9 protein-coding genes are annotated in these 12,582 nt (G+C 47.8%); all 9 read left to right on the forward strand.

All coding sequences use genetic code 11. The annotated features are described in order from the left end of the window. The first annotated feature begins 11 nt into the window (after nt 1–11). The 9 genes from ACR1R9_RS05180 (at nt 12) to murG (ending at nt 12,578) form a co-directional block, all read left to right on the forward strand. Nucleotides 12–440 carry a hypothetical protein gene (locus ACR1R9_RS05180; protein ID WP_099858471.1) on the forward strand — a complete coding sequence of 143 codons (429 nt, stop codon included), beginning with the start codon at nt 12–14 and terminating at the stop codon, nt 438–440. Nucleotides 441–490: 50 nt separating this feature from the next. Beyond that, nucleotides 491–2,821 carry a penicillin-binding transpeptidase domain-containing protein gene (locus ACR1R9_RS05185; RefSeq protein WP_310853731.1) on the forward strand — a complete coding sequence of 777 codons (2,331 nt, stop codon included), beginning with the start codon at nt 491–493 and terminating at the stop codon, nt 2,819–2,821. Between the two features lie 93 nt (nt 2,822–2,914). Continuing rightward, nucleotides 2,915–4,879, forward strand: a complete 1,965-nt coding sequence (locus ACR1R9_RS05190; RefSeq protein WP_053781224.1) for a stage V sporulation protein D — start codon at nt 2,915–2,917, stop codon at nt 4,877–4,879. A gap of 130 nt (nt 4,880–5,009) precedes the next feature. After that, nucleotides 5,010–6,497, forward strand: a complete 1,488-nt coding sequence (locus ACR1R9_RS05195; RefSeq protein WP_099858473.1) for a UDP-N-acetylmuramoyl-L-alanyl-D-glutamate--2,6-diaminopimelate ligase — start codon at nt 5,010–5,012, stop codon at nt 6,495–6,497. Beyond that, complete coding sequence (locus tag ACR1R9_RS05200) at nt 6,497–7,909, forward strand: UDP-N-acetylmuramoyl-tripeptide--D-alanyl-D-alanine ligase (protein ID WP_343054940.1); 1,413 nt, start codon at nt 6,497–6,499, stop codon at nt 7,907–7,909. The genes ACR1R9_RS05195 and ACR1R9_RS05200 overlap by 1 nt, the downstream gene beginning before the upstream one ends. 12 nt (nt 7,910–7,921) lie before the next feature. Beyond that, nucleotides 7,922–8,890 (forward strand): phospho-N-acetylmuramoyl-pentapeptide-transferase, encoded by a 969-nt coding sequence (gene mraY / locus ACR1R9_RS05205; RefSeq protein ID WP_063566988.1) that lies wholly within the window; start codon nt 7,922–7,924, stop codon nt 8,888–8,890. 3 nt (nt 8,891–8,893) lie between these two features. After that, complete coding sequence (gene murD, locus ACR1R9_RS05210) at nt 8,894–10,315, forward strand: UDP-N-acetylmuramoyl-L-alanine--D-glutamate ligase (protein WP_433921575.1); 1,422 nt, start codon at nt 8,894–8,896, stop codon at nt 10,313–10,315. Between the two features lie 48 nt (nt 10,316–10,363). After that, nucleotides 10,364–11,461, forward strand: a complete 1,098-nt coding sequence (spoVE, locus tag ACR1R9_RS05215) for a stage V sporulation protein E (RefSeq protein WP_099858475.1) — start codon at nt 10,364–10,366, stop codon at nt 11,459–11,461. Nucleotides 11,462–11,468: 7 nt separating this feature from the next. Next, nucleotides 11,469–12,578 carry an undecaprenyldiphospho-muramoylpentapeptide beta-N-acetylglucosaminyltransferase gene (gene murG, locus ACR1R9_RS05220; protein WP_076288129.1) on the forward strand — a complete coding sequence of 370 codons (1,110 nt, stop codon included), beginning with the start codon at nt 11,469–11,471 and terminating at the stop codon, nt 12,576–12,578. The last annotated feature ends 4 nt before the right edge of the window (nt 12,579–12,582 follow it).

Consider the following 12,582-nt stretch of genomic DNA (forward strand, 5'->3'; position numbering starts at 1 on the left):
AGAGTCGGAGTATGGCATATACACGTGGTAATCTGGCAGTGAAAGAAAAAGCGTCCCAAGAACGTGTGACCCAGCAGCGGTACAAGGAAACCACCAAAGTGGTGACCCGTCGTACCGGTCTTCCGGCACGCGAGAAATTTTTGTATCTGATTACTCTGGTTGCAGTCATTGTTGTGGGCGGTGTTATGATGTCGCGTTACGCTCACATCTATGATCTGAATAAGCAGGCACAGACAACGTTGTCTGACGTGAGAGAAGCAGAGAGAACGATTGCAGATTTGCAAGTGGAAAAAGAAAAACTAAACAATTTGGTCATCGAGAATGCTCGCAAGCTTGGTTACGTTGAGGCTTCCGGCAAGGATGTCATTTTTGTACCTCGCTCAACAAGTACAACGAACTCGACAGGTACTGAATCGTCCTCGGATACAGCAAATAAGTAGAACATTTTGTATCAATCCTTACAAAGTGCTGAAGCAAAAGAGGTGTACCGATGGTAAAAAGAATAAAGATGCGCACGCTGCTTATAGGGGGATGTATTACCCTCTTTTTTCTTGTATTAATAACCCGAATCTTTTTTATTCAGGTTGTTAATGGCGGTATTTGGCAGGAAAGAGCAGCTGGATTGGTTGAACGCGAACAAACCATCAAGGCGAGTCGCGGGACAATCACAGACCGCAATGGTAACATTTTGGCGACGGATGCGCCTGCATACACGGTGTCCGTTAACCCAAAGATAATTAATCAACTTGGGATTGAAGATGTGGTCACTAACAAATTATCTAGCTTATTGGGTAAAAGCGAGAGTGAAATGCGCGCACTTGTAACAGCGAAAAAGCAAGATGGGACATTCTTTCAACAACGTGAAGTGCGAAGTGAAGGGTATAAAATTAACCCTGATTTGGCTACCAAAGTAGAAGAATTTCGCAAAGAACTGAAAGATGACTACAAGGGTCAAAATGCGATTGTCATGACACAAGAGTCGAAGCGATATTATCCGGAAGAAACGCTCGCCTCTCATTTGCTGGGATACATGAGCCGTGATGGGAAGGCTGTTAATGGACTTGAAGTCTCCTATGATGAACAGCTTACAGGTACAGATGGTTATCTGAACTACCAAAATGATGCCAAAGGGTACAAGCTGCCTGATTCCCAGGACAACTACCTTCCACCGCAGAATGGAAGCAACTTAAAGCTGACGATTGATGATACAATTCAGTACTACATCGAAGATGCAATGAAAGAAGCTGTTGCCCAGTACAATCCACTGAGCATGACTGTCATTGCAGCAGATCCTAACACCATGGAAATCTTAGGAATGGCCAATTGGCCGACCTTTAATCCTAATACGTATGCGGAAACGCCGGATCAGAAAAATTTTATCAACCATGCGATACAATCCATCTATGAACCAGGATCTACTTTTAAAATTGTTACTCTGGCGGGTGCGGTTGAAGAGAAGCTGTTTGATCCGAATGCTACGTTTGAATCCAAGCGAGTCTATATTGGTGGCTACCCAATCAGTGATAACGGTCACGCCTATGGACGGATTTCCTACTTGGAAGGTGTCAAACGTTCAAGTAACATTGCGTTTGTTAATCTGGGTTATAACATGCTTGGCGGTGAACGTTTGCGTCATTACATAGACCAATTCGGTTTTGGTAAAAAGACGGGCATTGATCTGCCGAGTGAATCGGCTTCACCAATCAAGCCGCTGGTTTATAAATCGGAAATTGCCACAGCAGCATATGGTCATGGTCTTGTACAGGTAACACCAATCCAGCAGGTAGCAGCCATTTCGGCAATTGCCAACGGCGGCAAACTTATGGAACCGCATCTGGTGAAGGAAATTATTAACCCGAATGACGGTACATCAGAAGTAATCAAGCCGAAGGTTGTTCGTCAGGTGATTTCCAAGGAATCCTCCAAACTGGTGAGCGGTTATCTGGAACAGGTTGTAGCTGACCAAACGATTGGTACAGGGCGCAATGCTTATATCGAAGGATACCGAGTTGCAGGTAAAACGGGTACTGCTAGAAAAGTAGTGAACGGGGAATACAGTAAATCCAAAGACGTCGTTTCGTTTATCGGATTTGCACCCGTTAATAATCCCAAAATCGCGATGTTGATTGTAATTGACCAGCCAGATGGTTCCAATATTGGCGGAGGTACTGCAGCTGCTCCCGTATTCAAGAAGATTGTGAGCCAGACTCTTCAGTACATGGGAGTTCCCAAAGATACAGTAAAGACCACTGACAAAAAGTCAAAAACAACGCCGGTCGTTCAAGCTAAAGCTCCTGATCTGTCAGGTAAGACAGCCAAACAGGCTAGAAGCCAACTATTGAACGCCGGAATTGCCTATGAGACGCTTGGTCAAGGTGAAAATGTCATTCGCCAGTATCCTGTGGCAGGTGCAGCCATGAATCCTGGCCAACGAATCTACCTGTTGACCGAAGAAAGCAGCAAAATGAAGATCCCTGATCTGACCGGCGAATCACTACGAGATGCACTTGAAGTGCTCTCCCTCATGAAAGTGGGCGTGACCGTTAAAGGTGAAGGATATGTGGTGAAGCAAACGGAGCAGGTGGCAGGCGAACAGAGAACGGTTGAGCTTGTGCTGCAGACGGCCAAAGCGGCAGTTACCGGTATAGCAGATGAAGCTCCCGAGTCTTCTGATCCAGCATTAGGGGACGAGACTAACAATCAGGGAGCAGCTGATGGAACGGCGAACACCGAAGAAACAGGCAAAACCGATACTACAAATCCACCTTCAAATGAGACAAAATCATCTGATAACACATCGGATGGGGCTTCGCTTCCATAGAGATCACAGACAGCTTGTTCTAACCCCCGGTTGTCCTGAATATTCATGAATTGAACACAATCATGATTTTGGGACGAGTGGGGGGATCTTTTCGTGAAGGGGTCAAGCGTAAATCTGCGGCGCAGGTTGTTATGGAGTTTAGTGATTTTAGTTCTCTTATTCTCAGCCTTGGTGATTAGGCTTGCTTATGTACAGTTAGGGAAAGGGCCGGAACTATCTGCGAAAGCGGAAGAGTCCTGGCGGCGGAATATTCCTTATTCAGCCAAACGGGGAGAGATCCTGGATCGAAATGGAACCTCTCTCGCCTACAATATAACCACACCAACCATTATGGCGATTCCTGCCCAGGTGAAGGAAGCGGAGACAACAGCAAGAGCACTGGCTCCTTTGCTGGGGATGACCGAAGAGAAAGTGCTGGCAACCATCAAGAAAAGAGAACTAATTGTACGACTACAACCCGGTGGCCGCAAAATTACGATGGAGAAGGCTCAGCACATCCGTGATTTGAAGCTTCCGGGTATCGTTGTTGCTGAGGATAATAAACGCTTTTATCCTTATGATGATCTGGCGGCCCATATTCTTGGTTTTACAGGCATTGATAATCAGGGCTTAACGGGTGTAGAGAAAAAGTATGATGATAAACTGAACGGTTTGAATGGCAGTGTGTCCTACTTGTCCGATGCGGCCGGAAGGCTAATGCCGGGCTCATCTGAGAAGTATGTGGAACCGAAGGATGGTCTGAACCTCAAGCTGACTATTGATAAATCGATTCAGTCCATCATGGAACGCGAGCTGGATCAGGCTATGGTCAAATTCCAGGCCAACTCGGCGCTTGCCATTGCAATGAACCCTAAGACGGGTGAAATCCTTGGTATGGCCAGTAGACCCGGATATGAACCAGCTGATTATCAGCAATATCCGGCCGATGTATACAACCGGAATTTACCGATCTGGATGACGTATGAACCAGGTTCAACGTTCAAAATTATTACGCTTGCAGCAGCACTTGAAGAGAAGAAAGTAAATCTGACGCAGGATCAGTTCTATGATCCCGGATTTGTTGAAGTTGGAGGCGCTCGCCTGCGTTGCTGGAAAAAGGGCGGTCATGGAAGCCAGACCTTCCTGCAAGTTGTGGAGAATTCCTGCAACCCTGGATTTGTTGCACTAGGTCAGAGACTGGGCAAAGAATCATTATTCTCCTATATTAAAGACTTTGGATTCGGCACCAAAACAGGCATCGATCTGAGTGGTGAGGCCAGCGGGATTTTGTTTAAACTGTCACGGGTTGGACCTGTGGAGCTTGCGACCACTGCTTTTGGTCAAGGGGTATCCGTTACGCCGATTCAGCAGGTAGCGGCTGTGTCAGCAGCTATTAATGGTGGTAAACTATACAAGCCATATGTTACAAAGGCTTGGGTTCATCCGGAAACGGGTGAAGTGATGGAAGAGGCCAAGCCGGAACTGGTTCGACAAGTCATCTCGGAAGATACGTCCAAGCAAGTACGTGAAGCACTTGAGAGTGTCGTTGCCAAGGGTACGGGACGTCCGGCGTTTATTGATGGATACCGGGTTGGCGGCAAAACGGGTACAGCCCAGAAGGTAATTAATGGACGTTATTCCTCTACCGAGCATATTGTATCTTTTATCGGTTTTGCTCCGGCGGATGATCCGCAGATTGTTGTGTATACTGCGGTGGATAACCCGAAAGGAATTCAGTTCGGCGGCGTGGTTGCTGCACCGATCGTACAGAACATTCTAGAGGATGCGCTGCATTATATGAATGTTCCGGTTCGGAAGGATCAGGTAGCCAAAGAATACAAGTATGGAGAAACGAAAATCGTGACGGTTCCCGATCTGACAGGAGCTACGGTCGAAGACCTGTATGAGGATCTGAATATGAACTTTATGCTGGCTAAATCCGGCAGTGGGAAATATGTCATTAACCAGGCTCCAAAGCCAGGAGCGCGGGTTGATCAGGGTTCTACTATACGGATCTATATGGGTGATGTTCTGAATGATATTCATGATCATACCAAGGAGGAAGGACAAGAGCCCTGATGGGGCTCTTGATCACCACCGCAACAAAATGCACTGAGTTGCGTTTCATTAATTGGCTGTGTTGACGATATTAATGATTACAGAGAACTGTTGAAATTGAAGTAAACTTGGAAAAAGTGAGGTTATTCATGTGCTTTTAAAACAACTTTCATCATTGCTGACAACCGCCCGTGTCATAGGCGAACCAAATACAGAATGTCAAAACCTACAGACAGATTCTCGCCAGGTACAACCGGGAGATCTGTTTATCTGTCTTCCAGGGCATACAGTTGATGGACATGACTATGCTGAGAAGGCTGTAAACGCTGGAGCTGTTGCTCTTGTTGTGGAACGAGAGCTGGATCTGCCTGTTCCGCAGTTGCTGGTAAAAGACAGCCGTTTCGCCATGGCTGTACTGGCGGATTCCTTTTTTGACTCGCCAAGCCTCAAGATGAATATGATTGGTGTAACGGGAACTAACGGAAAAACAACGACTACCTATTTAATTGAAAAAATCATGAGTGACTTTGGTCAAAAAACAGGATTAATCGGGACCATTCAAATGCGCTATGACGGGCGCACGTACCCGATGTCAGGCACTACACCGGAAGCACTTGATCTGCAGCGCAGTCTGAATGATATGGTTCAAGCTGGCACGGACTGTTGTGTGATGGAAGTTTCCTCCCACGCTTTGGAGCAAGGTCGGGTGAAGGGGACGGAATTCCGCACGGCTGTATTTACCAATCTGACGCAGGATCATCTGGATTACCATCATTCCATGGAGGAATATCGCGGAGCCAAAGGACTATTCTTTGCACGGTTGGGTAACGGATATACCGCAGATGCTTCCAAGCGCAAATTTGCAGTGATCAATGCAGATGATCCAGCTGCTGCCTATTTTATATCTGTAACTGCAGCTGAAGTCATTACATACGGCATGGAGGAAAATGCGGATGTTCGCGCATCCCAGATCTCAATTACCTCGCAGGGGACTTCTTTCCATGTAGATACATTCAGAGGCAGCACCGATATTCGTTTACGCATGGTAGGCAAATTTAATGTGTACAACGCAATGGCTGCCATCGCTGCTGCTCTGGTTGAAGATATTCCGCTGGAGGAGATCAAACGTAGTTTGGAGACGGTGCCGGGCGTAGATGGACGTGTTGAGGCTGTTGACGAAGGACAGTCGTTTGCAGTCATTGTTGACTATGCTCATACACCAGATGGCCTGGAGAACGTATTGCGGACGGTGAAAGAATTTGCTGAAGGCCGTGTGATCTGTGTATTTGGATGTGGTGGTGACCGAGATCGTACGAAGCGGCCTCTAATGGGTAAAATTGCAGCGAAGTATAGCGATATCGTATTTGTCACTTCCGATAATCCGCGGACAGAAGATCCCGATCTGATTCTCAAGGATATTGAACAAGGCTTGATTGAAGATGCCATTCAACCTGACCGTTATACGATGATTGTGGATCGGCGCCAGGCGATTCATGAGGCTATTGAAATGGCAAGCCCTGCCGATGTAGTATTGATTGCGGGCAAGGGGCATGAGACCTATCAAATTATCGGCACAACCAAGACGGATTTTGACGATCGGATCATAGCGAAAGAAGCGATAAGGGGCAAATCCAATTGATAAAAAGAACAATGGCACAATTGGCCGAGATGTGTGGAGGAACACTAACTGACGTTGCTACTTATGGTGATGTTGGTGTTGAAGGTGTATTTACAGATTCGCGTAAGCCGGTTCAAGGCAGTCTCTTTATCCCTCTTGTTGGCGAAAGGTTTGACGGACACGAATTTGTGCAAACCTGTGTAGAGAAAGGCGCTGCCGGGGCTTTATGGCAAAAGGATCACGGAGTTGCACCTCAAGGTGCTGTGATTATTGTGGAGGATACTCTGGTTGCATTACAGGAGCTTGCGTCTTCCTATCTAAGAGAAAACAAGGCCTCCGTTGTAGGCATTACAGGCAGCAATGGAAAAACAACAACAAAGGACATTGTGGATGCCATTCTCTCTACAACGTTCAAAGTGCATAAGACCCAAGGTAACTTCAATAACCATATTGGTTTGCCACTTACCGTACTTAGCATGGAACCGGACACTGAGATCGTAATTCTGGAGATGGGCATGAGCGGCCGGGGGGAGATTGAAGAATTATCTTTAATTGCCCAGCCGGATGTCGCAATCATCACGAATATTGGAGAATCCCATCTACTTCAACTGGGATCTCGATTGGAGATTGCTCGGGCAAAAGTTGAAATTGCTGCTGGAATGAAACCAGGTGGATTGTTGATATATAACGGCGACGAACCATTGATTGAGCAGGTTCTGGCAGAGCCAGCGACTAAGCTGCCTGAAGGACTTCAGCGGTATACATTTGGCTTGCAGACGGATAATGATGATTATCCTACTGGAATTATGAATGTACAGAGTGGGGTCGCTTTTACCACCAAGCAGTCTGGAGAGAGTGCTCTTACACTGCCATTATTGGGAACACATAATGTGGTCAACTGTCTTGCTGCATTAGCGGTTGCCCGTCATTTTGGAGTGGCTGCTGAACAGATTGTAGCAGGACTGTCACGTCTGAAATTAACCGGCATGCGCATCGAGATTATTAACGGCGTCAGTGGTTTGACCATGCTTAATGATGCTTACAACGCTAGTCCAACCTCCATGAAAGCCGCTGTGGATGTGCTGGAGGGCCTCAAGGGGTATCGGATCAAAGTCGCCGTGCTCGGTGATATGCTAGAACTGGGGCCTCAGGAGCATGAGCTCCATCGGGGAATCGGTGAATACATTACACCCGACAAAATGAATATGGTGCTGGCTTACGGCCCTTTATCTGCGAGTATCGCAGAAGGAGCAAGACAAAACATGCCAGCAGAAGCCGTACACACTTTTGAGAGCAAGGAAGAATTGACCCGATATCTACTGGAGAATCTCCAATCCAGAGATGTTGTCTTGTTTAAGGCCTCCCGGGGCATGAAACTGGAGGATGTGGTCGAAGCGCTAAAAATAGCTCCATTACAGAATAGAGTAGACTAGAGGGGTGAACCCATGGATTTTCAGGTATTACTGTTAACAATCGGTGTTTCATTTATTTTGGCGGTGATTGCTGCACCGCTCTTGATTCCATTGCTGCGTCGAATGAAGTTCGGACAGCAGGTGCGGGAAGATGGGCCACAGAGCCATCTGAAAAAAAGCGGAACACCTACAATGGGCGGAGTAGTTATTTTACTCGCGTTCACATTGGCCTTTTTGAAATTTTCAGCGGTCAAAAATACGGACTTTTACGTCCTGCTGGTGGCTACACTCGGCTTCGGTCTGATCGGTTTCCTGGATGACTACATCAAGATTGTATTCAAACGTTCACTAGGGCTGACGGCTAGACAAAAGATGATTGGTCAGTTGTTTTTCAGTGCAGTGATGTGCTACTTACTGATCCAGAATGGACACAGTACAGCCATATCGATTCCGGGTACATCAGTCTCCTTCGACTGGACGGGATGGTTCTACTATCCGTTTGTGGTATTCATGATGCTTGCCATCACGAATGCAGTTAACTTTACCGATGGTCTGGACGGCTTGCTGTCCGGCGTGAGCGCCATCGCATTTGGGGCATTTGCCATTGTGGCGATGCAGGCAACATCGATGCCAGCAGCAGTATGTGCGGCGGCGATGATTGGTGCGGTACTTGGATTCCTGGTATATAACGCACACCCGGCCAAAGTGTTTATGGGAGATACAGGCTCACTCGGAATTGGTGGTGCGATTGGTGCCGTCGCCATTGTGACGAAGACAGAACTTCTTTTTGTCATCATTGGCGGTATTTTCGTCATCGAAATCCTGTCCGTTATCATTCAAGTAGTATCTTTCAAAACTCGTGGCAAACGCGTATTCAAAATGAGCCCGATTCATCATCACTTTGAACTGAGTGGCTGGTCGGAATGGCGAGTTGTCATTACTTTTTGGGCGGTAGGCGCCATTTTGGCCGCTCTTGGACTTTATCTCAACAAGGGGTTGTAAACAATGAATCATCCTGAATCATATCGTGGACAACAAGTGGTCGTGCTTGGACTGGCCAAGAGCGGCGTGCAGGTCGCTAAAGTACTGGACCGTGCCGGCGCAATCGTTACAGTTAATGATAAAAAAGAGAGAGAACAGTGTCCCGAAGCATCCGAATTGGAGGCTTTGGGAATTTCTGTTGTATGCGGTGGACATCCGGACGACCTGATTCATAGTGATGTGAAGCTTGTAGTCAAAAATCCGGGCATTCCTTATCAGGCGCCTCCTGTGCAACAGGCACTTGCCTTAGGCATAGAAGTGGTGACTGAGGTGGAGGTAGCTTACCATTTATGCGCTGCGCCTATGATCGGGATCACGGGCTCCAACGGGAAAACAACCACAACAACGTGGGTAGGCAACATGTTGGAGCTTGCCGGTTTGAAACCAATCGTTGCCGGTAATATTGGAACGCCATTGTGTGAGGCGGCAGAGCAGGCTTCTGCGGATAACTGGATGGTGGTGGAGCTTAGCAGTTTCCAACTGAAAGGCACATCCGATTTCCGTCCGCGTATTGCCAGTTTGCTAAACGTTGCGGAGACTCATTTGGATTATCATGGGGACATGGATGATTATGTGGCTTCCAAAGCCAAATTGTTCTCCAACCAACAACCGGAGGATGTGGCTATCCTGAACTGGGATGATCCGGTATGCCGCGGACTAGTTCCATATATCAAAGCAAGACTGCTCCCATTCTCGCTGACAGAGAAGCTCGAAGCAGGGGTATATGCTGATCCTCCTTACGTGGATGGGGAAGAGGATGATGTGAAGCGCCAGGTGATCTATGCAGACGGTCAGGGCAACCATCATGTCATTATTGATGTGGAAGACATCGGAATACCAGGACGATTTAATGTGGGAAATGCCTTGGCAGCAGTAGCTATTGCTGTATCCGCTGGAGCCGATCCATCTGTGCTTGCTGCGCCTCTGGCTGACTTCAAGGGGGTTGAACACCGTCTTGAATATGTACTTGAACATAATGGAGCGGGCTATTACAACAATTCCAAAGCGACCAATTCCAAAGCAACCGTAATGGCGCTGAATTCCTTCAAGGAACCGGTCGTGCTCATTGCCGGAGGACTGGATCGTGGATCAGACATGATGGAATTGCTGCCATTATTCCAGGAGCGGGTGAAAGCTGTGGTTGCTATTGGAGAGACACGTGAGAAAATTGCCAAGGTCGCGGAACTGGCGGGATTAAAGCAAATTAAGGTCGTCGATAATGAGGAGGACGCTGCCCAAACGTTAACCGTTGCCGTGCAGGAAGCTTCACAGTTTGCAGCTCCAGGTGATGTGGTCTTGTTATCACCGGCATGTGCAAGCTGGGACATGTTTCCTTCCTATGAAGAGCGGGGACGCATTTTTAAAGAGGCGGCGCATAACTTGTAAGTAGGGGGGTGGAAAAGCCCCTACTTCCATGCAAGGGGTGGCCTCCTGATGAAACAGACGCGACCGGCGCCGGATTTCTGGCTCCTAATTTGTATTCTGGCATTGCTTGCCATCGGCATTATTATGGTATACAGTGCGGGCTCGGTGCTTGCTTTTCATGACTATGGTGATTCATTTTACTTTGTCAAAAGACAGCTGCTGTTCGCCGGACTTGGACTTGCTGCCATGTTTGTTACGGCAAATGTGGACTACCGGGTCTGGAGAAAGTATGCAAAGCCTATACTGATTGCCTGTTTTATAATGCTGATTGCGGTGCTGATTCCTGGCATCGGAGTGGTTCGCGGAGGAGCACGAAGCTGGTTGGGCATTGGCTCATTCGGCATACAACCTTCGGAATTCATGAAACTGGGTATGATCCTGTTTCTGGCTCATTGGTTAAGTAAGGAACCCGGCAAAATCAAAACGTTTACGACGGGGCTTCTGCCGCCGCTCGGTTTGATTGGTTTGGCCTTTGGTATTATTATGCTTCAGCCCGATTTGGGGACAGGCACAGTAATGCTGGGTGCATCAATGCTCATTATTTTCACAGCAGGAGCACGGATGAAGCATCTCTTGCTTCTTGCCCTAGGCGGTGTAGCGGGATTTGCCGCGTTGATTGCGGCAGCTCCTTACAGATTGCAGCGAATAACGGCTTTTTTGGATCCGTGGTCTGATCCACTTGGTGCCGGATATCAGATTATTCAATCTTTATATGCGATCGGCCCGGGAGGACTTGCCGGCTTGGGGCTAGGTATGAGTCGGCAAAAATACAGCTATGTACCCGAGCCACAGACGGATTTTATTTTTTCCATTTTGGCAGAAGAGCTTGGCTTCATTGGTGGAATGATTGTATTATTGCTGTTCCTGGTCCTGGTATGGAGAGGGATGCGTGTAGCCATGACGGTACCAGATGCTTTTGGCAGCCTTCTGGGCGTAGGTATTGTGGGTATGGTGGCTGTTCAGGTCATTATCAACATTGGCGTTGTGATTGGGCTTATGCCAGTTACGGGGATTACACTCCCACTCATCAGTTATGGTGGTTCATCTCTGACCTTGATGTTGACAGCGTTAGGCATATTATTGAACTTATCCCGTTATGCGAGGTGAATGTACGATGCGAGTCGTTCTGAGCGGCGGCGGTACCGGTGGGCATATCTATCCGGCCGTTGCTATAGCAAGGCAATGTGAGGCGGAGAATCCCGACTCGACATTTTTATATATCGGTGGTACCCGTGGACTTGAAAGCAAACTGGTGCCACAAGAGAATATTCCGTTTCAATCGATTGATATCACAGGTTTTCGCCGGAAATTGTCCTTTGACAACGTGAAGACTGTGATGAGATTTTTGCAAGGTGTACGTAAAGCCAAGAAAATGCTCAAGGAATTCAAACCTGATGTTGTCATCGGTACGGGGGGCTATGTGTGTGGGCCTGTCGTATATGCAGCAGCCAAACTAGGTATTCCAAGTGTTATTCATGAGCAGAATGCCATTCCTGGGTTAACTAACAAGTTCCTTACTCGGTATGTGGACACGGTAGCTGTTAGTTTTGAGGGTTCGGAGAAAGCATTCTCTGGAGCCAAAAAGGTTGTGTATACCGGTAATCCAAGGGCTACAACGGTAGCTCAAGCCAGCCGTGATCGTGGATTTGCGACATTGGGTGTACCCATGGACAGCCGAGTTGTTCTTGTGGTTGGTGGTAGCCGTGGTGCGAAAGCAATTAATAAAGCCATGGTGGATATGGCACCGATGCTGGCCAAGCTTGAAGATGTGCATGTGGTCTACGTGACTGGTGACTCATATTTTGATGAAACGCGTGAAGCGATCCGCAGTTCCCTTGGAACGATGCCAAATCATCTGCATGTGTTGCCATACGTACACAACATGCCTGAGGTTCTTGCATGCACGTCGCTGATCGTAAATCGTGCAGGGGCATCGTTCCTTGCCGAGATTACATCTCTAGGTATTCCATCCATTTTGATTCCGTCACCTAACGTGACGAATAATCATCAGGAGGCGAATGCTCGTACGCTTGAGGGTGGCGGTGCATCACTTACGATGCTGGAGAAGGATCTGACAGGCCAGGCGCTATATAAAGCGATTGCTGGAATTATGAATGACGAAGCGGCGCGCAAAAGGATGGCGGAAGCCTCCCGGCAGCTGGGGAAACCTGATGCAGCCGAAGTGCTTGTGAGCGAGATTCGGCGTCTTGCTGCAGGGCGTTAATGTG

This window comes from Paenibacillus taichungensis (assembly GCF_050994985.1).
GTDB classification, from domain to species: domain Bacteria; phylum Bacillota; class Bacilli; order Paenibacillales; family Paenibacillaceae; genus Paenibacillus; species Paenibacillus taichungensis.

Excerpts from the sequence above, each read along its gene's own strand:
- ACR1R9_RS05180 (WP_099858471.1), top strand. The coding sequence starts at position 12 with ATGGCATATACACGTGGTAATCTGGCAGTGAAAGAAAAAGCGTCCCAA.
- mraY (WP_063566988.1), top strand. The coding sequence starts at position 7,922 with ATGGATTTTCAGGTATTACTGTTAACAATCGGTGTTTCATTTATTTTG.
- murD (WP_433921575.1), top strand. The coding sequence starts at position 8,894 with ATGAATCATCCTGAATCATATCGTGGACAACAAGTGGTCGTGCTTGGA.
- ACR1R9_RS05185 (WP_310853731.1), top strand. The coding sequence starts at position 491 with ATGGTAAAAAGAATAAAGATGCGCACGCTGCTTATAGGGGGATGTATT.
- spoVE (WP_099858475.1), top strand. The coding sequence starts at position 10,364 with ATGAAACAGACGCGACCGGCGCCGGATTTCTGGCTCCTAATTTGTATT.
- murG (WP_076288129.1), top strand. The coding sequence starts at position 11,469 with ATGCGAGTCGTTCTGAGCGGCGGCGGTACCGGTGGGCATATCTATCCG.